Raw genomic sequence first — 26,584 nt, 5'->3', positions numbered from 1 at the left:
ACCCGCATGATTTCCCACGTGAATGTTGGCACCAACGACATCGTCGCCGCGCAGGCCTTCTACGACCCGCTGATGGCGCGGCTCGGCTGGCGCCTGCGCTTCTTCGATGCCGCCGACGGCAAGGCCGGATGGCAGCCGGCGGAGGGGCGCTTTCCCCTGTTCCTGCTGTGCCGGCCCTTCGATGGCGGCCCGGCCACCCCCGGCAACGGCGCCATGGTCGCGCTCCTCGCGCCGGACCGCGCCAGCGTGGACGACATCCACCGCATGGCGCTGGCCGCCGGCGGCAGGGACGAAGGCGCCCCGGGCCTCAGGCCCCACTATCACCCCAACTATTACGGCGCCTACTTCCGCGACCGCGACGGCAACAAGATCTGCGTCTGCTGCCACGCGGCGGAGGAGGCATGAGCCAGTCCGAGGACCCGACCGTGACGCTCACGCGCGAGCAGATGCTCCACCATGCCGATGCCTGGATCGCCGCCTGGAACCGGCGCGACGTGGAGGCGGTCCTCTCCGCCTTCACCAACGATGCCCGGTTCCGCAGCCCCATCGCCCTGCAGATGACCGGGAGCCCCACGCTGGAGGGCCGCCCGGCCATCGAGGCCTATTGGCGCGCCGCGCTGGCGCGGATCGAGCGGCTGGAGTTCCGCCTGCTCGCCGCCATCTGCGACGAGCAGGGCCAGCGCATGGTGGTCCACTATGAGGCGACGCTGGGCGACACCGCCCGCCGCGCGTGCGAAATCTTCGTCTTTCGCGGCGGGCTGAAGAGCGAGGCCGAAGCGCTCTATGGCGATACGGTCGCGCTGCCGGGCGGCGGCACGGCGGGTTCCTTGGTGCCCGCAGCCCCCGTCTCCGGCATGGCGAACAGATAGAGCAGGAAGCCCGCCGCCCCGATGGCGGAGAGGGTGAGGAAGGCCGCGCTGTAGCCGGCGGAGACGATGATGACGCCGGCGATGGAGGCCGAGAAGGCCGCCCCCAGCCCCTGCGCCGTGGCCACCGCCCCCTGGCTGACGTTGAACCGCCCGGTGCCGCGCGTGAGGTCCGCCACCACCACGGGGAAGAGCGCGCCGAAGATGCCGGCGCCCACGCCATCGAGGCACTGCACGGCGAACAGCCAGAACGGATCGTTGGACAGGGGATAGAGCGCGCCGCGCAGCGCCAGCACCGCGAAGGCGACGAGGAAGATGGGCTTGCGGCCCCACGCGTCCGCCCTCGCGCCCACCATGATCGCCATGGGCACCATCACGCATTGCGCCGCCACGATGCAGAGCGCGATGAGGGAGGTCGCCTGATCCTTGCCCACCACATAGGTGAGCAACTGCCCGGTGGTGGGCAGCATCGCCGCGTTGGAGAGGTGGAAGAGGAAGCAGGTGAGCGCGAAGATCAGCAGCGGCCGGCTCGACAGCAGCATCTTCAGGCCGGAGGGCTGCTCGTGGTGGGCGGGATCATGGGAGAGGCCGCGCGCCAGCGTGTCGTCGATCTCCCGGCGCGGCACCGCCAGCATGGCGCCGATGCTGAGCACCGCCAGCACCGCCATGAGCCAGAACACCACGATGGGGCCGAAGATGACGGCCGTTCCGGCGGCGATGGCGGCGGAGACCGCGTTTCCGAGATGGTTGAACGCCTCGTTGCGCCCGATGCGCCGCGCGAACGCCTTCGGCCCCACGAGCCCCAGCGTGATGCCCGAGAGCGCGGGCGGGAAGATTGCCCCCGCCATGGCCGCCAGCGACTGGCTGCCCGCCACCAGATAAAAATTCGACAGGAAGGGCAGCGAGAGGCAGGTCAAGGTCACCGCCAGCGCACCGGCGATGACGATGGCCGGCTTGTTGCGGCTGCTGTCGATGAGCGCGCCGGCCGGGGTCTGCGCGAGCAGCCCGGTGAGCCCGGCGATGGTCATGACGAAGCCGACGGTCGCCTCCGTCCAGCCCTGCTCCGGCCCGCGCACGGCGAGCAGATAGATGGCGAGATAGGGCCCCAGCCCGTCGCGCACGTCAGCCAGGAAGAAATTGAGCGCATCCAGCCCCAGCATCGCGCGGCGCGACGGCCCCGGGTGGGCCGTCTCCGCGCCGGCGCCATCCCGCCCCACCCTTTGAACATCACCCGTGACCATCGGCAGCCCCCAAACTCGTCATTCCATGCGCGGAAAAGGCGGCCGAAGCGTCCCGCCATCCGGCAGGAAGCAGCGGCAGCGTGACAACGCCGCTTGGTGCTGTCCAGATCCAGTTCGTGCTCAAGATCGCGACGGCTGCTTCACGGCTCGGCGCGATGCTCCTCGCGGGCGGCTTCCCACACTTCGCGTGCAGCATCGAGGTTGAGGGCGGCGATGGCGAGGCCGACGATCAGGTCGGGCCACGCCGAGCGCCACAGGAAGGCGGTGACGGCGCCGGCCGCGATGATCGCCACATTGGCGAAGGCGTCGTTGCGCGCCGAGAGGAAGGCCGCCTTCGTCAGGCTGCCGCGATGGTGCCGATAGCGGGCGAGGAGGAAGGCGCAGGTGAGGTTCACCCCCAGCGCACCGAGGCCGGTGAGCGACAATGCGAGGGGCTGCGGCGCCACCGGATCAAGGAATTTGTCCCAGGCGGTCCACACCGTGGCGAGGCCGGGAATGAGCAGGATCAACGCCAGCGCCATGCCCACCTTCGCCCGCGCCCGCGCCGACCAGGCGAGAGCGACGAAGATCAGGAGGTTGACGCTGGCGTCTTCCAGAAAGTCCACGCTGTCGGCGAACAGCGAGACCGAGCCGATGGCCAGCGCCACCGCGAACTCCACGCCGAAATAGGCGAGGTTCGCCAGCGCCACCACCAGCACGGTCCGGCGCAGGCCGGCGTGGTCCGCAACCTGCCCTTCCGTCATCGCGCCCCCTCTTTCCTCTCGGCCGTGGCGCAGAGGTTACGCGAGGCGCCCGGTGTGTCGAGCGCTCAGGAGAGCACGCCCCGCCACACCGCCACCAGCAGGAACACGCCCATGCCGATGCGGTAGAACACGAAGGGCCAGGAGGAGAGGCGCTCCATCACCCGCATCAGCGTCCAGATGGCGACGAAAGCGGAGAGCGAGGCGGTGAGGAGGCCGACGCCCAGCACCTCCCAGCCCTGCATGTCGAGGCCGGCGTGGTGCAGCTCCAGCAGCTCCTTCACACCCGCGGCGAAGATGGCCGGCAGGCCGAGCAGGAAGGAGAAGCGGGCGGCATCCTCGCGGCGCAGGCCGAGGAACATGGCCGCCGTCAGCGTCGAGCCCGAGCGCGACACGCCGGGAATGAGCGCGCCCACCTGCGCGAGGCCCACCACCAGCGCGTCAGGCAGCTTGATCTGCGCGAAGGTGCGGGTGTGGCGGCTGGTCATTTCCGCGATGCCCAGCAGGAGGCCCATGACGAGGCTGGCCGCGCCAATGACCCACAGTTCGCGGAAGGACGAGCCGCAGGCGTTCAGCTTGCTCTTCAAGAGCACGCCGGCGATGACGATGGGGATGGTGCCGAGGATGATGCCGAGCACGGTCTTCGGCGCATGGGCGGTGAAATCGCCGGCGCGCACGGCCGAGATGGAGCCGCAGGCCAGAGCGCGCAGGTCGCTCCAGAAATAGGTCACCACCGCGAACAGAGCGGCGAGCTGCATGGCCGCCGAGAAGGCGGAGCCGGGATCGGGCCAGCCGAGCACCGCCGGCACGAGGCGCATGTGCGCCGTGGAGGAGATGGGCAGAAGCTCGGTGATGCCCTGGACGACGCCGAGGACGGCCACCTTGCCGGTGCCGAGGGCGACGAACCCGGTGTCCACCCCATTGGTGCAGACGCTGGCCATGGTGTCGAATTCCGCTTGCTGTGAGGACGGCGTGGCGCCCGCAGGAAGAGCGCGCGCAAGCACGAGCAGGCGCGCGCGAATACAGGCGTCCCTTGCTATCTGCTTCGCACGCGCGACGGAACCGGGCGGGGTGCGCGTTGTCACCGCAGTGCCGCAGCGGAAGACTTGCGCAACGACGGTTGCCCGCTCCTCCCGGTGCGCCACCTCGCGGAACGGAAGGGATGCCGCGCGCAGCCGGCCAGGCCCGAGAAGCACCAGCCAACACACTGTCAAATAGAATAAAATTGCACTTCACCGGGGCTGGAACCGGGGCCGCGAGATGCCGCACCCAAGGCGAGACGCGGGCAATTGCGAACAGAGATTGAAATCTTCTATGGTCCGTCGCCATCCATTGGGCCTGCGCCGCCCATTACTTTAGGTAATATCAAAAATTACCTGACCTGAGGTCAGCCTGAATGGCGAATATTGAAGCCGTGCCGCCTACTGAAGAGACTTCACCGCCCGCGGGCGTTCCGGAACCGGCGCATCCGCAGCCGTTCGAGGGGCTGGCGCGGGAGCAGGTATCGGAGATGCTGCGCCTGCCCCATTTCGGGCGGCGCGGGGCTTGGGTGGCGGTGGGGCTCATCGCGGTGCTGTGGGCGGCGAGCGGCTTCTACCGGGTGCAGCCGGACGAGCAGGGCATCGTGCTGCGCTTCGGCAAGTGGGTGGCGACGGAGCCCTCGGGCGTTCACTACCACTGGCCCTACCCCATCGACACCATCCTGCTGCCCAAGATCACCCAGATCAACCAGATGGTCCTCGGCTCCCGCGATGGACGGCGCGAGCGCAGCCAGATGCTGACCGGCGACGAGAACATCGTCGAGGTGGACTGCGTGGTGTTCTGGCGCATCCGCGATGCCGGCCAGTTCCTGTTCAACGTCGCCGATGCGGAAGGCACCCTGCGCGTGACCGCCGAGAGCGCCCTGCGCGAGGTCATCGGCCAGAACCCCATCCAGGCGGCCCTCTCCGACAAGCGCCAGCAGATCGCCCAGCAGACCGAGGTCGTGCTCCAGCGCCTGCTCGACAAGTATCAGGCCGGCATCGTCATCACCCAGGTGCAGTTGCTGCGCATCGATCCGCCCGCCGCCGTCATCGACGCCTTCAACGACGTGCAGCGCGCGCGGGCCGACCAGGAGCGGGCGCGCAACGAGGCCGAGGCCTACCGCAACGACATCCTGCCCCGCGCCCGCGGCGAGGCCGAGCGCATCGTGCAGGAGGCGCAAGCCTATGGCGAGCAGGCGGTGGACCTCGCCAAGGGCGAGGCCCAGAGCTTCCTCGCCGTCGAGGCCGCCTATGAGCGGCACAAGGATGTGACCCTGCGCCGCCTCTATCTGGAAGGGGTGGACGAGGTGCTGAAGCACTCCGGCCGGGTCATCGTGGACCTCTCCGCCCACGGCAGCAGCATCGTGCCCTATCTGCCGCTCACCGAGGCGGAGAAGCGCGCCGCCACCCTCCCCGCCCCGCCCGTCGCGGATCAGGCCAGCACGGGAGGCACCAAGTGAAGCGCGCCGGTTTCATCGCGCTGGGGGTGGGCATCCTCCTCGTCGCCTTCGCCTCCTCCTTCGCCTTCACGGTGCAGCAGACCCAGCGCGCGCTGGTGGTGCGGCTCGGCATGCCCATCGCCATCCACGACCAGCCGGGGCTCTATTTCAAGGCGCCGTTCATCGACACCGTGATCTATTTCGAGCGCCGCCTGATCTCGCTGGAGCCGCCCGCCGAGCAGATCATCCTCGGTGACCAGAAGCGCATCGAGGTGAGCACCTACACCCGCTTCCGCATCACCGATCCGCTCGCCTTCTACCAGGCGGTGGGCGGCGTGGAGCAGGGCCAGTCGCGGCTCGCGCAGATCGTCAGCTCGGCGGTCCGCCGGGAGCTGGGACAGGCCAAGCTGGTGGATCTCCTCTCCACCGAGCGCGACCGCATCATCGACAAGATCCGCAACGAGGTGATCGAGCGCGGGCGCTCCCTCGGCGTGGACGTGGTGGACGTGCGCCTGCTGCGCGCCGATCTGCCGGCCGAGACCAGCCAGGCCATCTATGACCGCATGAAGTCCGAGCGCCAGCGCGAGGCCAAGGAGCTGCGCGCGCAGGGCTTCGAATGGGCGCAGGAGATCCAGGCCCGCGCCGACCGCCAGCGCACCGTCATTCTTGCGGAGGCGCAGCAGAAGTCCAAGGTCGCCCGCGGCGAGGCCGACGCCAAGGCCTCCCAGATCCTCGGCGAGGCCTATGACCACAGCCCCGCCTTCTACACTTTCCTGCGCACCCAGCAGACCTACCGGCAGACGCTCGCGGGCGCCTCGCCCATGCTGCTGCTCTCGCCGGATGCCGACTTCCTCGGCGCCCTGACGCGCGGACCGACCCTCGCCGACGGCATGAGCGCAACAGGCGTGAGCGCGACAGGCGTGAGCGCAACAGGCCCGGGCGGACCGGCCAAGGGCACGCCCCTGCCCGGCCCAGCCCCGACCGGCACCCCGAAGCCCTGACCGGCCGCCCCCCGACGCATTTGAGAAGGACACCCGGCGATGGATCTCGGCGCTGACCTTTCCTGGTTCGGCACGAGCCTGAAGATCTTCCTCATCGACATCCTGCTGAGCGGCGACAACGCCTTGCTCATCGCGCTCGCCTGCCGCAGCCTGCCGGCGGAGCAGGTGCGCAAGGCGGTGATGCTCGGTGCGGCGGGGGCGGTCTTCTTCCGGCTGGTCATCGCGGCCCTCGCCGGTACGCTCATGGCCATCCCGCTCCTGAAGATCGGCGGCGGGCTGCTGCTGGCCGTCATCTCCATCAACCTCCTGGCCGGCGAATACCGGCGGCGGCGCGAGGGCGACCGGGAGGTGGAGCTCGACCCCTCCCTCGGCCAAGGCGGCGGCCTGCTGGGGGCGGCGCTGGTGATCCTCATCGCCGACGCCATCATGAGCCTCGACAATGTGGTGGCGCTGGCCGCCGTATCGGAAGGCCACCTCTCCTATCTCGTGGGCGGCGTGCTTCTGTCCGTGCCGCTCATCTTCTTCGGCAGCTTCGTGATGGCCGAGGCGATGAAGCACATCCCCGCCCTCACCTTCATCGGCACGGCCTTCCTCGGCTGGATCGCGGGCAGCCTCATCGTCACCGATCCGCTCTGGTCCGGCTGGGTCGCGGCCAATGCGGAAGCCCTGTTCGTGCTGGTGCCGCCCGCCGCCGCCATCTTCGTGCTCGCCAACGCGCGCTTCACGGCGGATGCGCGGACCGCCGGAGACGGGAAAAAACAGGCCCCACCACCCAAGCGCGGACGCATCCTGCCGGCGGGCGCAACGCCGGCACCGGTGGCCGTGGCGGTGCCCGTGAGTGTTGCGGCGCCCGTGATTGCGGCCGCTGCCCCCGTCCCCGCCCCGATGGCCATAGCCGCAGCTGCCTCCATTCGCACGGCGGAACCCGTCCTCCCCGCCGCGCCCGTCGCCGCGGTGGCGGAAATGCCGGCGGCCCCGCCTCCCGCCCGGCCCGCAGCTCCGGTGCGGCGGCCGTCCCAGAACCTGCCGCCTGCGCCCGATTATTCGGACAAGGTGATGATCTACGGGCTGATCGGGCTGTTCGGCCTCGTCGCCGTGGTCATGATCAGCGTGCTCATCATGGCCCACGGGGTCGGCTGAAACGGCGCTCTATCCGCGCCGCGCCCACGGCAGCACCACCGTCTCGCCGTCATGGGTGAGGCGCACGGCGTCCACGCCGAAGGCCTCGGCGAGATAGGCGTCATCGAGCACCGCGGCCGGCGCACCCTCGGCGAGGAGCCGGCCGTCCTTCATCAAAGCGAGGCGATCGCAGAAGCGACCGGCCAGCGTCAGATCGTGCAGCACCGCCACCACCACCGCGCCGCGCCGGGCGGTGTCGCGCAGCAGGGCCATCACTTCCAGCTGGTGCAGCGGATCGAGCGCGGCGGAGGGCTCGTCGGCGAGGAGGATGGGTGCCTCCACCGCCAGCGCGCGGGCGAGCAGCACCCGCGCCCGCTCGCCGCCGGAAAGGATGTCGGCAGAGCGGGTGGCCAGCGCCTCCACCCCGGCCGCCGCCATGGCCCGCCGCGCGGCCTCATCCACCGCCGCCGTGCCGTGCGGCAGGCGCCCGAGCGCCACCACCTCCTCCACCGGCAACGGCCAATGGATGCGCCCGTCTTGCGGCAGGTAGGCGATGGTCCGCCCGAGCCCGCGCCGGCCGATCTCGGCGGCGGCGCGGCCATCGTAGAGAACGTTGCCCGAGGTCGGCACTTCGAGGCCGGCCAGCACCCGCATCAGGGTCGTCTTGCCGGCGCCGTTGGGGCCGAGCAGGCCGAGGAAGGTGCCGCCCTCCACGTCCAGCGAAAGGTCGCGCACCAGAGTCGCGGCGCCGCGCGTGACGCTGACGGAACGGGCGGCGAGCCTCATGCCTCCCTCCCCCTGAGCCGGGCGAGGAGGAACAGGAAGAAGGGCGCGCCGATGAGTGCCGTCACCACGCCGAGCTGAAGCTCCGGCCGGGTGGGCACGAGCCGCACCACGATGTCCGCCCCGAGGGTCAGCGCCGCGCCGGCAAGCCCGCTCGCGGCCAAGAGCCGGCCCGGCCGGTGGCCCACCAGCGGACGCACCAGATGCGGCACCACCAGCCCCACGAAGCCGATGGCCCCCGCCACCGCCACGCTCGCCCCCACCGCCGCCGCCGTGCCGCCGATGACCAGCAGCCGCACCCGGCGCAGCGGGAAGCCGAGGCTTTCGGCCGCGTCCTCGCCCAGTGTGAGGGCATCGAGCGCCGGGCCGGTGGCGAGCACCAGCCCCCAGCCCACCACCATGAAGGGCAGCGCCAGCGCCACATGCACGAGGCTGCGGTCGGCGAGCGAGCCCATGAGCCAGAACACCAGCTCCAGCGCCGCATAGGGGCTCGGCGCAAGATTGAGCGCCAGCGCGGTGAGCGCGCCCGCGAGGCTGGAGAGAGCGACGCCGGCGAGGATCAGCATCACCGTCCCCGCCCCCCGCGCCGCGAGCGCCAGCAGCACGGCGGTCGCCGCCGCCGCGCCCATCAGCCCACCCAAGGGCAGCGCCAGCGCGAAGGAGGCGGAGAAGCCGAAATAGAAGGCGATGACCGCCCCCAGCGCCGCCGCGCCGGAGACGCCCACCACGCCGGGATCGGCCAAAGGATTGCGCATCAGCCCCTGCAAGGCCGCTCCGGTGAGGCCGAGGCTGAAGCCCACCGCCGCGCCGAGGATGGCGCGCGGCAGGCGCAGTTCGGACAGCACCAGCGCCGCAAGGCTCTGCCGGCCGGCGAGAAGATCGCCGAAGGCGGCCCGCAAATCGAGCGGCGCATAGCCCACCGCCACCGAGGCTGAGAACAGCACCAGCACCAGAAGGCCAAGGGCGAGGACCACGCGCGACGGCATCAGCGCATACCCTCGGCGGATGCGTGGTGGACGGCCGCCGGTCGCGCCGCTTCCGGACCGGCGAGCCGCGCCCGCGCCGCCGCGAGCTGCGCCGCCGCCTCGGCGAGGTCCGGCCCGGCGCAGGTCCACAGCTTGAGCGGCAGCGCCAGCGTGCGGTCCTTGAAGGGGGCGAGCGCGGGGTGGTGCAGCAGGGCGTCGGCGAGCGAGGGCGCCGCCGCCTCATCGGCATTCACCACCACGAGATCGGGCGCGGCGCGCACGATCTCCTCCAGCGCCAGCTGGCCCATCTTGTCGGTGGGGAGCTGGGCCGCGAGGTTGGTGAGGCCGGCCTTCTCCATCAGTTCGTCCGCCAGCGAGCCGCGGCCGGTGGTGAAGCCGTTGGGCCGCAGCACCACGGCGGTGGGGCGCGGCCCCGCCACCGGCGGCAGGCGGGCGAATGCCTCTTTCATCTCCCGCACCATGGCCTCGCCCCGCTGCGGCACGCCGAGCCGCGCCGCCACCATGCGGATCTGCGCATAGGCCTCGTCGAGGGTCTGCGGTTCCGTCAGCTCCAGCACCTCGAAGCCGAGGCGGCGCAGCACGGCGGTGGCGGTGCGGGTGGTGTAGGCGCCGGCAAGCACGAGGTCCGGCTTCAGCGGCACCACCTCTTCCGCCAGCCCGCGATTGACCGGCACGTCGCGCGCGATCTCCGCCACGTTGGAGGCGAGCGGATCGCGCGCGAGATGGGTGATGGACAGCACCTGCCCGGGATCGGCGAGGCGCAGGGCCAGCTCGTCCGTGCACAGATTGAGGGAGACGACGCGTGGCCGGGCGAGCGGCGGACCATGGGCCTCCCCCGCCCGCGCCGGAGCGCAGGCCAGAAGGGCCGCGAGCATCAGCCCGGCCGCCGCGCCTTTCACCAAAACCTCACCGATCAAACCTCACCGATCATTCCTCACCAATCAAACCTCACCAACCAAACCTCACCACGTGAGCTTCACCCCGCCATAGGCACCGAAGCCGGGGGCGAGGAAGCCGTTGGGGTTCTCGTAGGTCTGGTTGAACAGATTGTCGATGCGCCCGAACACGGTGGTGACGGTATTCAGCCGGTAGTTGGCCGCCAGATTCACCACGGTATAGCCGGGCTGGTCGATGTAGTTCGACGTGAGGCGCACGATGTCCCACCAGGAGGAGGCATAGACGAGGCTCGCCGCCAGATCGAGTTCGTCGGTCGGCCGCCAGCCGAGGGTGAGGCTCACCTTGTTGTTGGGCCGGCGCAGGGGATAGCAGGAGGTGGCGTTGATGGGCGCGCAGGCGGCACCGAAGGGCTGGCCCGGCGGCACATAGCCCACCACGTCGGTGTAGGTGTAGTCCACCCGCGCATCGATGCGGTCCGTCACCTTCACCGCCACGAACGCCTCCACGCCCTGGGTCACGGCGCTGGAGATGTTGACGTTCTGGAACGTCACCGGATCGTAGCTGATGAGATTGGTGATGTTGTTGTGGAAGTACGTCACACCGAACAGTACCCGCTCGCCGAACGCCTTCTGCTCGAAGCCGGCATCCCAGCCTTCGCTCTCCTCCGGCTGGAGGTTCAAATTGCCGTAGTAGGGCGCGTAGAGCTGGTAGAGCGTGGGCGCCTTGAAGCCGGTGCCGTAGCTCGCCTTCAGCTTGGTGCCGGTCTCGTCGAACAGCAGCGCCGGGGCGAGGCGGAAGGTGGTGTGGTCGCCGAAGCTGTCGTCGGCGTCGTAGCGCACGTTGGCGGCGAAGAAGAGCCGGTTCCAGACGTTGCCCTGGTACTCGGCATAGACGCCCGTGTCGCCGGTGGAAGCGTCCACACTGGTGTAGGCGGTGGAGGAGGTGATGGACTCGTTCCGCCGCTCGGCGCCCACCAGCAGGTTCTGGCCCGGCGCCATCAGATAGTTGGAGCGCACGTAATAGACCTGCCGGTCGCCGTCATAGGTGCCGTTCACGCTCGGGTTCGGCCCCACGGTGGGGTTCGACGTGGTCAGCTCGCTCGCGCCGAAGGAGGTGACGAGAGCGCCATCCAGCGCGGTCCACACGCCCTCCCCCTTGGTGAAGAACATGCCCGTATAGGCGGTGGAGCGCAGCGCCGCCGGGATGCCGGCATAGGTGGGCGGGGGGAAGACGTCCGGCGTGAAGGCGAGGCTGGTATCGATGTAGCGGGCGACGAAATTCACCGCGAAGGTTTCCGTGGCCTGCCAGTCGAGCCGGGTGGAGTAGGTCCAGTTGTCATAGGCGTTGGGATTGCGCGGCCAGAAGGGGGGCACGATGTTCTGCGGCGTCACCGGGATCTCGGTGGACGAGAAGTGGGTGACGTTGAACGAATAGGCCAGCTTCTCGGTGGCGCCGGTGAGGCTCGCATACTGGTTGAAGGTGCCGAGCGCGCCGCCCTCCGCATAGGCGGAAACCTTGGGCGGCCCCTCCCCCTTCTTGGTGGTGATGGAGATGACGCCGCCGATAGCATCCGAGCCGTAGAGGCCGGACTGCGGGCCGCGCAGCACCTCCACCCGCTCGAGATCGGACGCCAGCAGCTTGCCGAAATCGAACGCGCCGTTGGTGGCGGCGGGGTTGCCGGCGTCGATGCCGTCGATCAGCACCTTCACATGGTTGGAATTGGTGCCGCGGATGAACACCGAGGTGGTGCCGCCCGGCCCGCCGGTCTGCACCACGTTGAGGCCGGGCAGCGATTGTAGCACGTCCGGCAGGGTGCGCTGCTGGTTGCGGGCGATGTCCTGCTCGGTGACGATGCTGACGGAACTCGCCACCTCGGTCTCGGGCGTGGGAATGCCGGTGGCGCTCACCACCAGTTCGGGCAGGTCGCCCGCATTCTGGTCGTCCGCCGTCTGGGCGAGCGCGGGCGGAACACAGGCGAGCGTGAGCAGGGCCGCAGCCGGCAGCGCGCGGCGGGATCGGGACAGGACGGCGGAAGACATGAAGGCACTCGACGGCACGGGTGGTCCGTCACCGCGAACGAGGCATCCCCGGCCACATCGGGCCCGGAAAAACCGCCATCAGGAGAACCCCGCCCGACGTGCTCGCGCGTGACCACGGCTGACGGCAGGTCTCCTGGCTCGCGGGTCATCGCCCAGACTGCCGCCTTCCCAGGTCTCGCGACCCAGTGGCTGATGGCAGAGGACTCGCCGCTTACAGTTGCGGGGGCAGCCACGGCATTTCCGGTGAGACCGGAGCACCGCGTTCCCTTTTGATCCCTTGCGGGAACCGTCACCGCGACCATAGGCGGCGGCTGCCCCCTGCGTCAACGACACCTTCGCAGATGCAAAAACCTGAACGCAACTGCGGGAAGACCGCGCCGGGAGGCGTATCGCGCGATCACATCTTGCTCATTGCTTCAACAATGCGTGGTCCGAAATCACCGGCGACCCGTATCGCGAGCGTGCGGCTGCCTGCAAAAACGGCAGCAGCAAAGGCCGAACCCGACATTCCGCTAGGTTATGGTGGCGCGCCCCGCTCAATTCGCTTAAACGATTGAGAGCCGCCCCGCCACCGAGCGGGCGGGTACTACAAAAGTATAATAACCGAATAATCGGGAACACAGGGAGTAGAAGATGCGACTGAGGAGCATGGTCGCGGCTTTGGCCGCAGGCGTTGCCGTTTTCGGGCTTGCCTTTTCCGGTGCAGCTTACGCCGCCGACCCCATCAAAATCGGCCTGACCGGCCCCTTCACCGGCGGCTCGTCCTCCATGGGCGTCAGCATGCGCGACGGCGTGAAGCTCGCCGTGGAAGAGGTGAACAAGGCCGGCGGCGTGCTCGGCCGTCCGCTGCAGCTCATCGAACGCGATGACGAGGCCAAGAACGAGGTGGGCGTGCAGATCGCCCAGGAGCTGATCAACAAGGAAGGCGTCGTCGCCACCCTCGGCTACATCAACACCGGCGTCGCCCTCGCCTCCCAGCGCTTCTATCAGGAAGCCGAGATTCCGGTGATCAACAACGTGGCCACCGGCACCCTGATCTCCAAGCAGTTCGTGCCGCCGGACAACAAGAACAACTACATCTTCCGCACCTCCGCCAACGACGCCATCCAGAGCGCCATGATCGCCGAGGAAGCGGTGAAGCGGCAGGGCTTCAAGAAGCCGGCCATCCTCGCCGACTCGACCAATTACGGCCAGCTCGGCCGCGCCGATCTGGTGAAGGCCCTCGCCACCATGGGCGTGAAGCCGGTCGCCGAAGAGAAGTTCAACATCGGCGATACCGACATGACCGCGCAGCTGCTGCGCGCCAAGGAAGCCGGCGCCGACGTGGTGCTGACCTACGCCATCGGCCCCGAGCTGGCGCAGATCGCCAACGGCATGGCCAAGCTCGGCTGGAAGGTGCCCATGATCGGCTCGTGGACGCTCTCCATGGCCAACTTCATCGACACCGCCGGTGCCAACGGCAACGGCGCGATGATGCCGCAGACCTTCATCCAGCTGCCCGACACCCCCAAGCGCAAGGCGTTCATCGAGGCCTATCAGGCCGCCTACAAGATCGATCGCATGCCTTCGCCGGTCTCGGCCGCGCAGGGCTATGATTCGGTCCTGCTGCTCGCCGCCGCCATCAAGCAGGCCGGCTCCACCGACGGCCGCAAGGTCCGCGACGCGCTGGAAAACCTCAACACCAAGGTCGAGGGCGTCGTCACCGTCTACGACAAGCCCTTCTCCGCCACCGACCACGAAGCCATCACCGCCAACATCCCGGTGTTCGGCCTCGTCAAGGACGGCCGCGTCGTCGCCGCCCATCCCGAAGACATCGCCGGCGACAAGGCGGTGCGTGTGAAGCCCAAGAACTGAGGCTGAGCGGCCTCGAGTTCCGGCCGCCCCGCCCTCGACTGCACCGTCGTCCCCCGGCTTGTCCGGGGGACCCACGGAAAGTCTGGGAGGCCGCCCGGATGAAAGGGCGCCGGCCCAGCGGCGAAGTGGATGCCCCGGACAAGCCGGGGCATGACGGCACTGGGAGGGGCCGGCGGGGGCGGGCTCTGGCAGCCCCTTCCCCCGACCGCCACCCGCCCCTTCGCCCACACCATTCGGATCGCCGCGCCAATAGAGCGCGGCGGCCGGTTCGCCCGGAACCCTGCCCCGACGCGGGGGCCGCGCCCCCTTCCGGAGACCGTCATGAACGTCCTGTCGCAGCTCATCGTGAGCGGCATCGCCGTAGGCATGATCTACGGCGTCATCGCCTTCAGCTACCAGCTCACCTTCGCCACCTCGAAAACCCTGAACTTCGGCCAGGGCGAGGCCCTGATGCTGGGGGCGCTGGTGGGCCTCACCACCATCAATTTCCTCATCGGGCAGGCGCTCGGCACCCTGTGGGCCTATCTGCTCATGCTGCCCATCGTCTTCGCCTTCGGCCTCGCGCAGGGCGCGGTGGTGGAATGGCTCGGCGTGCGGCAGGCGGTGAAGGCGAAGTCCGAAGCCGGCTGGATCATGGCGACCATCGCCCTCGGCATCATCTTCCGCAACCTCGCCGAGAACATCTGGGGCCGCGACGCCTTGCGCTTCCCCTCCCCGCTGCCCGAGGCGGCGCTCACCATCGGGCCGGTGCGCATCCAGCCCATGGAGATCGCCATCGTCATCGGCGCGCTCGCCATCATGCTGGCGGTGGAAATCTTCAACCGGCGGTCCATCTTCGGCAAGGCCGTGGTGGCCACCGCCAATGACCGCGACGCGGCGGGCCTGATGGGCATCGACACGCGGCGCGTCATCACCTTCTCCTATGCCCTCTCCTCCATGACCGCGGCCTTCGCCGGCGTGCTCATCGCCCCCGTCACCCTCACCGGCGCCACCATGGGCGCGGTGCTGGGGCTGAAGGCGTTCGCGGTGGCCATCATCGGCGGCCTGTCCAGCGGCATGGGCGTCATCGTCGGCGGCCTCATCCTCGGCATCACCGAGACGCTGACCGGCTACTACATCTCCACCGGATACAAGGACGTGCCCGGCCTCGTCCTGCTGCTGCTGGTGCTCTCGCTGAAGCCCTCGGGCCTGTTCGGCCGCGCCACCATCAAGAAGGTCTGAGCCCCATGCTCGCGCGCCGCCTCCTCTCCTCCACGGGGTCGCTCCTCGGCCTCGCGGTGCTCGTCGTTCTGCCCTTCGTGGTGACGAGCCCCTATTATCTCCACCTGCTCGTCACCATCGCCATCTTCTCGATCCTGCTGCTCGGGCTCGATGTGGTGTTCGGCTATACGGGCGAGGTGTCCATCGGCCATGCCGCGCTATTCGGCATCGGCGCCTACACGGCCGGCTGCCTCGCCATGCATTTCGGCATCGGCTTCTGGCCGGCGCTGCCGCTGGCGATCATCGTTGCCTCCGTGTTCGGCGTGGTGCTGGCGCTGCCGGCGCTGCGCGTCACCGGCCCTTATCTTGCCATGGTGACGCTGGCGTTCGGCACGATCGTGCAGATCCTCATCAACGAGATGACGGACCTCACCAACGGCCCGCTCGGCATCAAGCTGACCACGCCCCTCTTCCTCGACCTGCGCTGGCTGGGCGACAGCATTCCGCTGTTCGACATGTCGCTGAAGCGCATGAAGGAAGTGGAATATTACTACATCGCCGCCATCGCGCTGGTGCTGACGCTCATCATCATCAACCGCATCCTCGCCTCCCATCTCGGCCGGGCGTTCGAGGCGCTGCGCGACAGCCCCATCGCGTCCGATTGCATGGGCGTGTCGGTGTACAAGCACAAGGTGCTGGCCTTCGTGGTCTCCGCCGGCCTCGCGGGCCTCGCGGGCGCGCTGTTCGCCTATTCCGAGCAATATATCGCGCCGAACAATTTCGGCTTCGAGCTGTCCGTGCAGTTCCTGCTGGCGGTCACGGTGGGCGGGCGCAAGTCGCGGCTGGGGCCCATCCTCGGCGCCGTCATCATCGTGTTCCTGCCGAACCTGCTCTCCGACATCGAGCTGTTCCGCTACATCGCCGGCACCATCGCGCTCATCGCCGTCATCGCCGGCGCGCGGGCCTTCGTGAAGGACCCGGAGAACCGGGTGCGCAACGCCATCCCCGTGGTGCTGTGCCTCGCCTTCTTCGTCTTCTCGCTGCTGCTGCAGAAGATCACGGACTACAAGCTCGCCGTCTTCGGCGTGATGATCCTGTTCGTGGTCTATTACCTGCCGGATGGCATCGTCGGCTTCCTGAAGCGCGCCGCCGCCCAGCTCTGGCCGAGCCTCGTGCAGACCCACGCGGTGATCCATGCCGATACCCACGGCAAGGCCGTCACCGCCTCGCATGAGGGCCATGAGGGCGTGCTGCTCCACGTGGACAATGTGGTGATGCAGTTCGGCGGCCTCAGGGCGCTGGATCAGGTGTCCATCGAGGTAAAGCCCGGCACCATCCACGGCCTCATCGGGCCGAACGGCTCCGGCAAGAGCACCATGATGAACGTGCTCACCGGCATCTATGTGCCCACCGCCGGCGCCGTCCGGTTCAAGGGGCAGGCGGTGACCGGCAAGACCTCCGCCGACATCGCCAGCGAGGGCATCGCCCGCACCTTCCAGAACGTGCAGCTCTTCGCCGAGCTGACGCTCATCGAGAACGTGCTGGTGGGCCTCCACCACACCTATCAGGCGACCTTCGCCGAGGTGGCGCTGGGCCTGCCGCGCATCAGGCGGGAGGAAAAGGCGGCGCGCGAGCGGGCCATGAGCCTGCTCCACTTCGTCGGCCTCGCGGACCTCGCCAACGAGGAGGCGCGCAACCTGCCCTACGGCAAGCAGCGCCTGCTGGAAATCGCCCGCGCGCTGGCCCTCGACCCGGCCCTGCTGCTGCTCGACGAGCCCGCCGCCGGCCTCACCGCGCCTGACATCAAGCACCTGGTGGAGATCATCCGGAAGGTCCGCCACGCGGGGCTCACCATCGTGCTCATCGAGCATCACATGGATGTGGTCATGGGCCTGTGCGACACGGTGACGGTGCTCGATTTCGGCCAGAAGATCGCCGAGGGCAAGCCGGCCGAGGTGCAGGCCAACGAGCGCGTCATCGAGGCCTATCTCGGCGGCGTCGCCGCTGCGGCGGAATGAGGAGATCGCCATGCTCGAAGTGAACGATCTCGTCGCCGGCTACGGCAAGGTGAAGGTGCTGCACGGCCTCTCCCTCCATGTGGAGGAAGGCCGGCTCGTCACCCTCATCGGCTCCAACGGCGCCGGCAAGACCACCACGTTGCGCGCCATCTCCGGCATGATCGTGCCGGAATCGGGCACGGTGCGCCTCGGCGGGGAGGACCTGACCGGCCAGCCCTCCTTCAAGATCACCAAGAAGGGCCTCGCCCACTCGCCCGAGGGGCGGCGCGTATTCCCCACCCAGAGCGTGAAGGACAACCTGCTGCTCGGCGCCTTCCCCCGCCTCACCGGGGCGCGGGAGCGCGGCGACGTGGAGGGCGACCTCGACCGCATGTTCACCCTCTTCCCGCGCCTCGCCGAGCGCCGCGCGCAGCTTGCCGGCACCCTCTCCGGCGGCGAGCAGCAGATGCTGGCCATGGCCCGCGCGCTGATGCTGAACCCGCGCGTGCTGTTGCTGGACGAGCCCTCCATGGGCCTCGCCCCGCGCCTCGTGGCGGAGGTGTTCGCCACCATCGCGCGGCTCAAGGAGCAGAAGATCACCATGCTGCTGGTGGAGCAGTTCGCCGCCGCCGCGCTGGAGGTGGCCGACTTCGGCTATGTGCTGGAAAACGGCCGCGTCGCCGCGAAAGGCCCGGCCGAAGCCCTGCGCAACGACGCCGCCGTGCGCGCCGCCTATCTCGGTCACGCTCACTAGGGGCAACCGACTGAACCCATGCGAAGGGCGCCCCCACGGGCGCCCTTTTTGCTTTTGCGCAGGCCTCCGCCACCGCTCTTTTCTTTATGCGATTTTTATTTCGGCCCATTGCGGCCCGTCTCGAATCTTTATGCGCAAGGTGACACCTTCCCATCGCTGAGCAGCGGCCGGGCAAAAGGTTCCCGGCGCTGCGGCCGACCGCGACGCAGGTCTTCCCGCGTCTTCGCGGCCCGACACTTCTGCGAGACCAACGTCACCATGCTCGACATTCTGATGCTCGCCCTGGCGGCAGGGCTTTTCGCCCTGGCCATCGGCTACGGCTACGCCTGCGAGCGGCTCTAGAGGCGGCCGAATACAGGCCGCGAACGCGGCCGTATCGAAGGAAACTCCAATGACCCTCGATTTCGCACTGGGAGGCCTCATCACCGTGGGCCTCCTCTTCTACCTCACACTCGCGCTCCTGAAGCCCGAGCGGTTCTGAGGAGGCCCCCGATGACTCCCAACGGCTGGATCCAGATCGCCCTGTTCTGCGCGATCATCCTTGCGCTGACGCCGCTGCTCGGCGGCTACATGACCCGCGTGTTCGCGGGCGAGCGCACCTTCCTCTCCCCTGTCCTGCGCCCGGTGGAAGGCGCCCTCTACGGCCTCGCCGGCGTGGACCCGAAGCGCGAGCAGACGTGGCTCGGCTACACCCTCGCCATGCTGGTGTTCCATGTCGGCGGCTTCCTGATCCTCTATGCCATCCTGCGCCTCCAGGACCTGCTGCCGCTGAACCCGCAGGAGATGGCGGCGGTGCCGCCGGACCTGTCGCTGAACACGGCCATCAGCTTCCTCACCAACACCAACTGGCAGAACTACGGCGGCGAGAGCACGCTGAGCTATCTCGCCCAGATGCTGGGGCTGACCCACCAGAACTTCCTTTCCGCCGCCACCGGCATCGCGCTGGCGGTGGCGCTGATCCGCGGCTTCTCCCGCGCCTCGGCGCAGACGGTGGGCAATTTCTGGGTGGATGTCACCCGCTGCACCCTCTACGTGCTGCTGCCGCTCTGCATCCCCTACACCCTGTTCCTGGTGTGGCAGGGCATCCCGCAGACGTTCGGCCCCTATGTGGATGCGACGACGCTCGAAGGCGCGAAGCAGACCATCGCGGTCGGCCCCGTGGCCTCGCAGGTGGCCATCAAGATGCTCGGCACCAATGGCGGCGGCTTCTTCAACGCCAATGCCGCCCACCCGTTCGAGAACCCCACCGCGCTCTCCAACTTCGTGCAGATGATCTCCATCTTCGCGCTGGGTGCCGGCCTCACCAACGTGTTCGGCCGCATGGTGGGCGACGAGCGCAAGGGCTGGGCGATCCTCGCCGCCATGGGCGTCATCTTCGTCGCGGGCGTCGCCGTCACCTACTGGGCGGAAGCGTCAGGCACGCCGGGGCTGAATGCGCTGGGCCTCACCGGCGGCAACATGGAAGGCAAGGAGGTGCGCTTCGGCATCGTCGCGTCCGCCCTGTTCGCCGTCATCACCACCGCCGCCTCCTGCGGCGCGGTGAATGCCATGCATGACAGCTTCACGGCGCTGGGCGGCATGATCCCGCTCATCAACATGGAGCTGGGCGAGATCATCGTCGGCGGCGTGGGCGCGGGCATGTACGGCATGCTGCTGTTCGTGGTGGTGGCCATGTTCGTGGCCGGCCTCATGGTGGGCCGCACGCCCGAATATGCCGGCAAGAAGATCGAGGCCAAGGAAGTGAAGATGGCCATGCTCGCCATCCTCGTCCTGCCTTTGATGATGCTCGGCTGGACCGCGGTCGCGACGGTGCTGCCGGGAACGGTGGCGGCCATCAGCAATCCCGGCCCGCACGGCTTCTCCGAGATCCTCTACGCCTTCACCTCGGCGACGGCGAACAACGGCTCGGCCTTCGCGGGGCTTTCCGCCAACACGCCCTTCTACAACGTGACGCTGGCCGTCTCCATGTTCATCGGCCGCTTCATGATGATCGTGCCGGCCATGGCGCTGGCGGGATCGCTGGCGGCGAAGAAGACAGTGCCGGCCTCGGCGGGCACCTTCCCCACCCATGGCGGGCTGTTCGTCGGCCTGCTGGTGGGCGTCATCCTCATCGTCGGCGGCCTCACCTTCTTCCCGGCGCTCGCGCTCGGGCCGATCGTGGAGCACCTCGCGGCCGTGGCCGGCCAGACCTTCGGGGGCTGAGATGGCACGCCGCACCCTGCACGCGCGGGCTCCGGCCCTGCGCACCTCCGAACTCATTCTCCTCGTGACCCTCGCCGCCTTCGTCCTCGTCGCCGCCATCCAGATGGTGGTGCTCGTTGTCGGCACACCCTGATCTATCGGGAGCCATAAATGGCCAAGCCCCGTTCCAGCAGCATCCTCGACCCGGCCATCCTGGTGCCGGCCATCGGCGCGTCGTTCAAGAAGCTAGATCCGCGCGCGATGGTGAAGAACCCGGTGATGTTCGTGGTGGAGGTGGTCGCCCTCCTCACCACCGTCCTCTTCGTGCGTGACCTCGCCACCGGCGGGAGCGGCCTCGGCTTCTCCTTCCAGATCATCCTGTGGCTGTGGTTCACCGTGCTGTTCGCCAATTTCGCCGAGGCGGTGGCGGAAGGGCGCGGCAAGGCGCAGGCGGATTCGCTCCGCCGCACCCGCACGGAGACGCAGGCGAAGCTCCTCACCGGCTCCGGCAATGACTGGCGGGAGGTGCCCGGCACGTCGCTGAAAGTCGGCGACGTGGTGCTGGTGGAGGCGGGCGATGTGATCCCCTCCGACGGCGAGGTGGTGGAAGGCGTCGCCTCGGTCAACGAGGCGGCCATAACAGGCGAGAGCGCGCCGGTGATCCGTGAGAGCGGCGGCGACCGCTCGGCCGTTACCGGCGGCACCACGGTCATCTCCGACCACATCAAGGTACGCATCACGGCAGCGGCGGGCTCCACCTTCCTCGACCGCATGATCCACCTGGTGGAGGGCGCCGAGCGGCAGAAGACGCCGAACGAGATCGCCCTCAACATCCTGCTCGCGGGCATGACGCTGATCTTCGTCTTCGCCACCGCCTCCATCCCCAGCTTCGCCGCCTATGCGGGGGGCACCATCTCCGTGGTCGTGCTGGTCGCGCTGTTCGTGACGCTGATCCCCACCACCATCGGCGCGCTGCTCTCGGCCATCGGCATCGCCGGCATGGATCGCCTCGTGCGCTTCAACGTGCTCGCCATGTCCGGCCGCGCGGTGGAGGCGGCGGGCGACGTGGACACCCTGCTCCTCGACAAGACCGGCACCATCACGCTCGGCAACCGGCAGGCGGCGGAATTCCGCCCCGTGCGTGGCGTGAGCCCGCAGGAGCTGGCGGACGCGGCACAGCTCGCCTCGCTCGCCGACGAGACGCCGGAGGGCCGCTCCATCGTGGTGCTGGCGAAGGAGAAATACGCCATCCGCGGCCGCGACATGGCGACCCTCAACGCCCATTTCGTGCCCTTCACCGCCCAGACCCGCATGAGCGGCGTGGACGTGGACGGCACCGTGATCCGCAAGGGCGCGGTGGATGCCATCCTGAAGGATCTCCAGTCCCCCGGTTCGGCCGTGCGTCCCGTCTCTCCGGAGACGCTGCGCGAGGTGCAGGCCATCGCCGAGGAGATCGGCAAGGCCGGCGGCACGCCGCTGGCCGTGGCCCGCGACGGCAAGGTGCTGGGCGTCGTCTATCTCAAGGACATCGTGAAGGGCGGCATCCGCGAGCGCTTCGCCGAGCTGCGCCGCATGGGCATCCGCACGGTGATGATCACCGGCGACAACCCGCTCACCGCCGCCGCCATCGCCGCCGAGGCGGGTGTGGACGACTTCCTCGCCGAGGCCACCCCCGAGGCGAAGCTGAAGCTCATCCGCGACGAACAGGCCAAGGGCAAGCTGGTCGCCATGTGCGGCGACGGCACCAACGACGCCCCGGCCCTCGCCCAGGCGGATGTGGGCGTCGCCATGAACACCGGCACGGTGGCCGCCCGCGAGGCCGGCAACATGGTGGACCTCGACAGCGACCCCACCAAGCTCATCGAGATCGTGGAGATCGGCAAGGCGCTGCTGATGACGCGCGGCTCGCTCACCACCTTCTCCATCGCCAACGACGTGGCGAAGTATTTCGCCATCATCCCGGCCATGTTCGTCGCCTTCTACCCGCAGCTCGGCGCGCTGAACGTGATGGGGCTGGCCTCGCCGCAGAGCGCCATCCTCTCGGCCATCATCTTCAACGCCCTCATCATCATCGCACTCATTCCGCTGGCGCTGAAGGGCGTGAAGTTCCGGCCCATCGGCGCGGCGGCGCTGCTCAAGCGGAACCTGCTCATCTATGGCCTCGGCGGGATCGTGGTGCCGTTCGCCGGCATCAAGATCATCGACGTGGCCGTCACCACCCTGCACCTCGTCTGAACGTCTGAAAAGGAGCACGCCTCCCTTCTCCCTTACGCCGTCATGGCCGGGCTTGTCCCGGCCATCCACGTCCGGCGGCCGGGCGCCCGCAAATCGAGCAGCGCACCAGCGGCACGACGTGGATGCCCGGGACAAGCCCGGGCATGACGCAGGTGAAGGCAGGCGCCACGGCTCCAGGGAGATAGATCATGCTCAACACTCTTCGCCCCGCCTTCGTCCTCATCGTCCTGCTGACGGGGATCACCGGCCTCGCCTACCCCTTCGCCATGACCGGCGCCGCGCAGCTCGTCTTCCCGTCGCAGGCCAATGGCAGCCTCATCGAGAAGAACGGCACCGTGGTCGGCTCCGCCCTCATCGGGCAGAATTTCACGTCCGACCGCTACTTCCACGGCCGCCCCTCCGCCACCACCGGCGCCGATCCGGCGGATGCCTCGAAGACCGTGCCGCAGCCCTACAATGCGGCCAATTCCATGGGATCGAACCTCGGCCCCACCAACCCCGCCCTCATGGAGCGGGTGAAGGGCGACATGGCGGCGCTGAAGGCCGAGAATCCCGGCGCGGCCGTGCCTGTGGATCTCGTCACCACCTCCGCCTCGGGGCTCGACCCGGACATCTCGCCGGAGGCCGCCTTGTTCCAGGTGCCGCGCATCGCCAAGGCGCGCGGCCTCAATGAGGACGTGCTGCGCCGGCTGGTGGCGCACGAGACGAGCGAGCGCACCTTCGGCCTCCTCGGCGAGCCCAAGGTGAATGTGCTTGCCCTCAATCTCGCGCTGGACCGCTTCGCCGGCGCAAAATAGAACAGGCGGGACCTGAGCGGCCCGGCCGGGAGACGGCAATGCCCGAAGAGCGCGAGAGCGACCACCGCCCCTCGCCGGACGCCCTCCTGAAGGAGGCGCAGCGGGAGAGCCGTGGCCAGTTGAAGATCTTCCTCGGCGCCGCCCCCGGCGTCGGGAAGACCTACGAGATGCTCGCCTCCGGCCGCACCCGCCTGAAGGAAGGCGCCGACGTGGTGATCGGCGTGGTGGAAACCCACGGCCGGCGCGAGACGCAGGCGCTGGTGGAGGGCTTCGAGATCGTCCCCCGCCGCAGGGTCTCCTACAAGGGCCGGCAGCTGGAGGAGATGGACCTCGACGCCATCCTCGCCCGCAAGCCCGACCTGGTGCTGGTGGACGAGCTGGCCCACACCAACGCCCCCGACAGCCGCCACGCCAAGCGCTACATGGACGTGGAGGAACTGCTCGCCGCCGGCATCAATGTCTATTCCACGCTGAACATCCAGCATGTGGAGAGCCTGAACGACGTGGTGGCGCAGATCACCCGCATCCGCGTGCGCGAGACGGTGCCCGACGCCATCATCGACCGCGCCGACGAGATCGAGGTGATCGACATCACCCCCTCCGATCTCATCCAGCGCCTGCACGACGGCAAGGTCTACGTGCCCGACACCGCCCGGCGCGCGGTGGACAACTACTTCTCCCCCGGCAACCTCACCGCTTTGCGCGAGCTGGCCCTGCGCCGCACCGCCCAAAGGGTGGACGAGCAATTGCTCAGCCACATGCGCGCCCATGCCATCTCCGGCCCGTGGGCGGCGGGCGAGCGGGTGCTGGTCTGCATCAGCGAGGACAAGCGCTGCGCGGCCCTCGTGCGCTACGCCAAGCGCCTCGCCGACCGGCTGCGCGCGCCGTGGGTGGCGCTCTATGTGGAGACCCAGCGCAGCTTCCAGCTCGGCGACACCGAGCGCGACCGCATCGCCGAGGTGCTGCGCCTCGCCGAGCGGCTGGGGGCGGAGGCCGTCACCGTGCCCGGCGGCGCGCACATCGCCGACGACGTGCTCGGCTATGCCCGCTCCGCCAACGTCACCCAGATCGTCATCGGCAAGTCGGACCGCTCGCGCTGGTTCGAGATTCTGCACGGCTCGGTGGTGCACGACCTCGTGCGCCGCTCCGGCAACATCTCCGTCCATGTGATCGCCGGCGATGCCGGGCCGCCGGCATCGGAGGAGGCGCGCGCGGTCGCCCCGCTGCCGGTGCGCCGGGAGGTGCGGGCCTATGCGGAGGGCGCGGTCCTCGTCGCCGCCGCGACCCTCGTCGGCGTCGCCCTGCAACGGCTGCTGGGGTTGCAGAACGTCGCCCTCGTCTTCCTCACCGCCGTGCTGGTGAGTGCCGTGCGCTCCGGCCTGTGGCCGGCGCTGGCGACCTCGGTCGCCGCCATGCTGGCGTTCAATTTCTTCTTCATCCCGCCGCTCTACACCTTCACCATCGCCGATCCGGAAAACGTGATCGCGCTGTTCTTCTTCCTGGTGGTGGCGGCCATCGCCAGCAATCTCACGGCGCGGGTGCGCGGGCAGGCGCTCGCCGCGCGGGCGCGGGCGAAGACGACGGAGGACCTCTATCTCTTCTCCAAGAAGCTCGCGAGCGCGGTGAGCCTCGACGATCTTCTCTGGGCCACCGCCTTCCAGATCGCCTCCATGCTGAAGGTGCGTGTGGTGATGCTGCTGCCGGAGGATGGCGCGCTCACCGTGAAGGCCGGCTACCCCCCGGAAGACGCCATCGACGCGGCGGATCTTGCCGCCGCCAACTGGACCTATGAGAACAACCGCCCCGCCGGCCGCGGCGCGGACACGCTGCCCGGCGCGCGCCGCCTGTTCCTGCCCATGCACACGGGGCGCGGGGCGGTGGGCGTGGTGGGCATCGACAAGGACAAGGAAGGCCCGCCCCTCTCACCCGAGGAACGCCGCCTGCTCGACGCCCTCGCCGATCAGGCGGCGCTGGCCGTGGAGCGGGCGAACCTCGTCTCCGACGTGGAGAAGGCGCGGCTCGATGCCGAGACCGACCGGCTGCGCTCGGCCCTGCTCACCTCCATCTCCCACGACCTAAAGACCCCGCTCGCCTCCATTCTCGGCGCGGCGGGCACCTTGAGGAGCTTCGCCGCCGCCCTCACCGAGGAGCAGCGCGGCGAGATGCTGGCGACCATCGAGGAGGAGGCGTTGCGGCTCAACCGCTTCATCGCCAATCTGCTCGACATGACGCGGCTCGAATCCGGGGCCATCGTGCCCAATGCCTCGCCCAATGACCTCGCCGAGATCGTCGGCAGCGCCATGCGGCGGGCGGCCTCCATCCTCAAGGACCACCGGGTGGAGATCGACCTTGCGCCGGACCTGCCCATGCTGAACGTCGATCCGGTGCTGTTCGAGCAGGCGCTGTTCAACCTCCTCGACAATGCCGCGAAATACGCGCCCGCCGGCTCCCTCGTCTCCCTGCACGGCTGGGCCGAGAATGGACATGTGACGTTGCAGGTGCTGGACGAGGGGCCGGGCATCCCGGACGAGGATGTTGACAAGGTGTTCGACAAGTTCTTCCGCGCCCGCAAGCAGGATCAGGTGCGCGCGGGCACCGGGCTCGGCCTCGCCATCTGCCGGGGCTTCATCGAAGCCCTGGGCGGCACCATCGCCGTGGCCAACCGGGCCGACCGTTCCGGCGCCGTCTTCACCATCGACCTGCCGGCGCGGGCGCTCGCCCCCATGCTGGAGGCGGCCCCGTGAGCGCGGCCGTGAAGCTCCTCGTGGTGGACGACGAACCCGCCATCCGCCGCCTGCTCGCCACCGGCCTGCCGACGCAGGGCTACGGGGTGGAGAGCGCCGCCACCGGCGCCGAGGCACTGGCGCTCATGGCCGCGGGCGCGCCCGATCTCGTCATCCTCGACCTCGGCCTGCCCGACATTCCCGGCCGCGACCTGCTGCGCCGCTGGCGCGAGGAGGGGCTGACCTGCCCCATCATCATCCTCTCCAGCCGCACCGACGAACCCGGCATCGTGGAGGCGCTGGAGGCGGGGGCGGATGATTACGTCACCAAGCCCTTCGGCATGAACGAGCTGGTCGCCCGCATCCGCGTCGCTCTGCGCCACCGCCTCCAGCAGCAGGGCGAGAAGCCCCTGTTCGTGGTGGGCGACCTCTCGGTGGATCTGGTGCGGCGGATCGTGAAGGTGAAGGACCGGGAGGTGAAGCTCTCACCCAAGGAATACGCCATCCTGCGGGTGCTGGTGCAACATGCGGGCAAGGTTCTGACCCACCATTATCTGCTCTCGCAGGTGTGGGGCGAGATGCACGATCTGCAATATCTGCGCGTCTATGTCCGCCAGCTCCGGCAGAAGCTGGAGGATAACCCCGAAAAGCCCCGCTACATCCGCACCGAGACCGGCGTCGGCTATCGCCTCGCGGAGCCGGAGTGAGCC

23 protein-coding genes and 1 riboswitch are annotated in these 26,584 nt (G+C 69.0%); of the genes, 16 read left to right on the top strand and 7 right to left on the bottom strand.

The window, feature by feature from the left end:
- Positions 1-6 precede the first annotated feature (6 nt).
- Together EJ105_RS10955 and EJ105_RS10950 are read left to right on the top strand one after the other, a co-directional pair.
- Positions 7-405, top strand: a complete 399-nt coding sequence (locus EJ105_RS10955) for a VOC family protein (protein WP_250166349.1) — start codon at positions 7-9, stop codon at positions 403-405.
- Positions 402-869, top strand: coding sequence for a nuclear transport factor 2 family protein (locus tag EJ105_RS10950; RefSeq protein WP_250166348.1), 468 nt, complete (start codon positions 402-404; stop codon positions 867-869). Before EJ105_RS10955 ends, EJ105_RS10950 begins: the two co-directional genes overlap by 4 nt.
- Here EJ105_RS10950 and EJ105_RS10945 read toward each other — a convergent pair.
- The 3 genes from EJ105_RS10945 to uppP form a co-directional block, all read right to left on the bottom strand.
- Positions 782-2,026: an MFS transporter gene (locus EJ105_RS10945; RefSeq protein WP_250166394.1), complete on the bottom strand. Its 1,245-nt coding sequence runs from the start codon at positions 2,024-2,026 to the stop codon at positions 782-784. The genes EJ105_RS10950 and EJ105_RS10945 overlap by 88 nt on opposite strands.
- 221 nt (positions 2,027-2,247) lie before the next feature.
- On the bottom strand, positions 2,248-2,850 hold the full coding sequence (locus tag EJ105_RS10940; RefSeq protein ID WP_250166347.1) for a cation efflux transmembrane domain-containing protein: 603 nt from the start codon (positions 2,848-2,850) through the stop codon (positions 2,248-2,250).
- Positions 2,851-2,915: 65 nt separating this feature from the next.
- Complete coding sequence (gene uppP / locus EJ105_RS10935) at positions 2,916-3,788, bottom strand: undecaprenyl-diphosphatase UppP (RefSeq protein ID WP_029554852.1); 873 nt, start codon at positions 3,786-3,788, stop codon at positions 2,916-2,918.
- A gap of 455 nt (positions 3,789-4,243) precedes the next feature.
- On the opposite strand from uppP, the gene hflK reads away from it, so the two are divergent.
- From hflK to EJ105_RS10920, 3 genes are read left to right on the top strand one after another with little or no spacing between them, the layout of a single operon-like run.
- Positions 4,244-5,329 carry an FtsH protease activity modulator HflK gene (gene hflK, locus EJ105_RS10930; protein ID WP_250166346.1) on the top strand — a complete coding sequence of 362 codons (1,086 nt, stop codon included), beginning with the start codon at positions 4,244-4,246 and terminating at the stop codon, positions 5,327-5,329.
- Positions 5,326-6,309 (top strand): protease modulator HflC, encoded by a 984-nt coding sequence (gene hflC, locus EJ105_RS10925; protein WP_250166345.1) that lies wholly within the window; start codon positions 5,326-5,328, stop codon positions 6,307-6,309. Before hflK ends, hflC begins: the two co-directional genes overlap by 4 nt.
- 39 nt (positions 6,310-6,348) lie before the next feature.
- Positions 6,349-7,449 carry a YjbE family putative metal transport protein gene (locus tag EJ105_RS10920; RefSeq protein ID WP_250166344.1) on the top strand — a complete coding sequence of 367 codons (1,101 nt, stop codon included), beginning with the start codon at positions 6,349-6,351 and terminating at the stop codon, positions 7,447-7,449.
- Between the two features lie 9 nt (positions 7,450-7,458).
- Here EJ105_RS10920 and EJ105_RS10915 read toward each other — a convergent pair whose 3' ends face one another.
- From EJ105_RS10915 to EJ105_RS10900, 4 genes are all read right to left on the bottom strand, one after another.
- Positions 7,459-8,214, bottom strand: coding sequence for an ABC transporter ATP-binding protein (locus EJ105_RS10915; RefSeq protein ID WP_250166343.1), 756 nt, complete (start codon positions 8,212-8,214; stop codon positions 7,459-7,461).
- The gene (locus EJ105_RS10910; RefSeq protein WP_250166342.1) at positions 8,211-9,197 is read right to left on the bottom strand and encodes a FecCD family ABC transporter permease; all 987 of its coding nucleotides are present in this window, start codon (positions 9,195-9,197) and stop codon (positions 8,211-8,213) included. Before EJ105_RS10910 ends, EJ105_RS10915 begins: the two co-directional genes overlap by 4 nt.
- Positions 9,197-10,096, bottom strand: coding sequence for an ABC transporter substrate-binding protein (locus EJ105_RS10905; protein WP_250166341.1), 900 nt, complete (start codon positions 10,094-10,096; stop codon positions 9,197-9,199). The genes EJ105_RS10910 and EJ105_RS10905 overlap by 1 nt, the downstream gene beginning before the upstream one ends.
- A 63-nt stretch (positions 10,097-10,159) precedes the next feature.
- The gene (locus EJ105_RS10900; protein ID WP_250166340.1) at positions 10,160-12,133 is read right to left on the bottom strand and encodes a TonB-dependent receptor plug domain-containing protein; all 1,974 of its coding nucleotides are present in this window, start codon (positions 12,131-12,133) and stop codon (positions 10,160-10,162) included.
- 106 nt (positions 12,134-12,239) lie between these two features.
- Positions 12,240-12,438: riboswitch (cobalamin riboswitch) on the bottom strand.
- A gap of 328 nt (positions 12,439-12,766) precedes the next feature.
- Here EJ105_RS10900 and EJ105_RS10895 point away from each other — a divergent pair.
- The 11 genes from EJ105_RS10895 (at position 12,767) to EJ105_RS10850 (ending at position 26,581) form a co-directional block, all read left to right on the top strand.
- Positions 12,767-13,987, top strand: coding sequence for an ABC transporter substrate-binding protein (locus EJ105_RS10895; protein WP_029554860.1), 1,221 nt, complete (start codon positions 12,767-12,769; stop codon positions 13,985-13,987).
- A gap of 321 nt (positions 13,988-14,308) precedes the next feature.
- Entirely contained in the window at positions 14,309-15,208 is a 900-nt protein-coding gene (locus EJ105_RS10890; protein ID WP_029554861.1) for a branched-chain amino acid ABC transporter permease, read from the top strand.
- Between the two features lie 5 nt (positions 15,209-15,213).
- Positions 15,214-17,205, top strand: a complete 1,992-nt coding sequence (locus tag EJ105_RS10885) for a branched-chain amino acid ABC transporter ATP-binding protein/permease (RefSeq protein WP_024278225.1) — start codon at positions 15,214-15,216, stop codon at positions 17,203-17,205.
- Positions 17,206-17,215: 10 nt separating this feature from the next.
- Positions 17,216-17,938, top strand: a complete 723-nt coding sequence (locus EJ105_RS10880; protein ID WP_024278224.1) for an ABC transporter ATP-binding protein — start codon at positions 17,216-17,218, stop codon at positions 17,936-17,938.
- Between the two features lie 391 nt (positions 17,939-18,329).
- A complete protein-coding gene (locus tag EJ105_RS10875) occupies positions 18,330-18,419 on the top strand; it encodes a K(+)-transporting ATPase subunit F (protein WP_081762578.1) in 90 nt (29 codons plus the stop codon).
- A gap of 11 nt (positions 18,420-18,430) precedes the next feature.
- Entirely contained in the window at positions 18,431-20,140 is a 1,710-nt protein-coding gene (kdpA, locus tag EJ105_RS10870; RefSeq protein WP_029554862.1) for a potassium-transporting ATPase subunit KdpA, read from the top strand.
- Position 20,141: 1 nt separating this feature from the next.
- A complete protein-coding gene (locus tag EJ105_RS27805) occupies positions 20,142-20,273 on the top strand; it encodes a hypothetical protein (RefSeq protein WP_284145389.1) in 132 nt (43 codons plus the stop codon).
- Between the two features lie 17 nt (positions 20,274-20,290).
- Positions 20,291-22,354, top strand: coding sequence for a potassium-transporting ATPase subunit KdpB (gene kdpB, locus EJ105_RS10865; RefSeq protein WP_250166339.1), 2,064 nt, complete (start codon positions 20,291-20,293; stop codon positions 22,352-22,354).
- Between the two features lie 188 nt (positions 22,355-22,542).
- Positions 22,543-23,151, top strand: coding sequence for a K(+)-transporting ATPase subunit C (locus EJ105_RS10860; RefSeq protein ID WP_250166338.1), 609 nt, complete (start codon positions 22,543-22,545; stop codon positions 23,149-23,151).
- Between the two features lie 38 nt (positions 23,152-23,189).
- Positions 23,190-25,895, top strand: coding sequence for a sensor histidine kinase (locus tag EJ105_RS10855; RefSeq protein ID WP_250166337.1), 2,706 nt, complete (start codon positions 23,190-23,192; stop codon positions 25,893-25,895).
- Positions 25,892-26,581 carry a response regulator transcription factor gene (locus tag EJ105_RS10850; RefSeq protein WP_024278219.1) on the top strand — a complete coding sequence of 230 codons (690 nt, stop codon included), beginning with the start codon at positions 25,892-25,894 and terminating at the stop codon, positions 26,579-26,581. Before EJ105_RS10855 ends, EJ105_RS10850 begins: the two co-directional genes overlap by 4 nt.
- Positions 26,582-26,584 lie beyond the last annotated feature (3 nt).

It is taken from the genome of Xanthobacter aminoxidans, from assembly GCF_023571765.1.
GTDB classification, from domain to species: Bacteria; Pseudomonadota; Alphaproteobacteria; order Rhizobiales; family Xanthobacteraceae; genus Xanthobacter; species Xanthobacter aminoxidans.
The sequence above is the reverse complement of the archived record's forward strand: the minus strand, read 5'-3'. Positions and strand labels throughout refer to the sequence as shown.

Bases quoted from the DNA above. Each gene is read 5' to 3' on its own strand.
- EJ105_RS10900 (WP_250166340.1), bottom strand. From the start codon at position 12,133: ATGTCTTCCGCCGTCCTGTCCCGATCCCGCCGCGCGCTGCCGGCTGCG.
- EJ105_RS27805 (WP_284145389.1), top strand. From the start codon at position 20,142: ATGGCACGCCGCACCCTGCACGCGCGGGCTCCGGCCCTGCGCACCTCC.
- kdpB (WP_250166339.1), top strand. From the start codon at position 20,291: ATGGCCAAGCCCCGTTCCAGCAGCATCCTCGACCCGGCCATCCTGGTG.
- EJ105_RS10955 (WP_250166349.1), top strand. From the start codon at position 7: ATGATTTCCCACGTGAATGTTGGCACCAACGACATCGTCGCCGCGCAG.
- EJ105_RS10875 (WP_081762578.1), top strand. From the start codon at position 18,330: ATGACCCTCGATTTCGCACTGGGAGGCCTCATCACCGTGGGCCTCCTC.
- EJ105_RS10860 (WP_250166338.1), top strand. From the start codon at position 22,543: ATGCTCAACACTCTTCGCCCCGCCTTCGTCCTCATCGTCCTGCTGACG.
- EJ105_RS10895 (WP_029554860.1), top strand. From the start codon at position 12,767: ATGCGACTGAGGAGCATGGTCGCGGCTTTGGCCGCAGGCGTTGCCGTT.
- uppP (WP_029554852.1), bottom strand. From the start codon at position 3,788: ATGGCCAGCGTCTGCACCAATGGGGTGGACACCGGGTTCGTCGCCCTC.
- EJ105_RS10915 (WP_250166343.1), bottom strand. From the start codon at position 8,214: ATGAGGCTCGCCGCCCGTTCCGTCAGCGTCACGCGCGGCGCCGCGACT.
- EJ105_RS10855 (WP_250166337.1), top strand. From the start codon at position 23,190: ATGCCCGAAGAGCGCGAGAGCGACCACCGCCCCTCGCCGGACGCCCTC.
- EJ105_RS10880 (WP_024278224.1), top strand. From the start codon at position 17,216: ATGCTCGAAGTGAACGATCTCGTCGCCGGCTACGGCAAGGTGAAGGTG.
- kdpA (WP_029554862.1), top strand. From the start codon at position 18,431: ATGACTCCCAACGGCTGGATCCAGATCGCCCTGTTCTGCGCGATCATC.
- hflK (WP_250166346.1), top strand. From the start codon at position 4,244: ATGGCGAATATTGAAGCCGTGCCGCCTACTGAAGAGACTTCACCGCCC.
- EJ105_RS10885 (WP_024278225.1), top strand. From the start codon at position 15,214: ATGCTCGCGCGCCGCCTCCTCTCCTCCACGGGGTCGCTCCTCGGCCTC.
- EJ105_RS10940 (WP_250166347.1), bottom strand. From the start codon at position 2,850: ATGACGGAAGGGCAGGTTGCGGACCACGCCGGCCTGCGCCGGACCGTG.
- EJ105_RS10890 (WP_029554861.1), top strand. From the start codon at position 14,309: ATGAACGTCCTGTCGCAGCTCATCGTGAGCGGCATCGCCGTAGGCATG.
- EJ105_RS10920 (WP_250166344.1), top strand. From the start codon at position 6,349: ATGGATCTCGGCGCTGACCTTTCCTGGTTCGGCACGAGCCTGAAGATC.
- EJ105_RS10910 (WP_250166342.1), bottom strand. From the start codon at position 9,197: ATGCCGTCGCGCGTGGTCCTCGCCCTTGGCCTTCTGGTGCTGGTGCTG.
- EJ105_RS10945 (WP_250166394.1), bottom strand. From the start codon at position 2,026: ATGCTGGGGCTGGATGCGCTCAATTTCTTCCTGGCTGACGTGCGCGAC.
- EJ105_RS10950 (WP_250166348.1), top strand. From the start codon at position 402: ATGAGCCAGTCCGAGGACCCGACCGTGACGCTCACGCGCGAGCAGATG.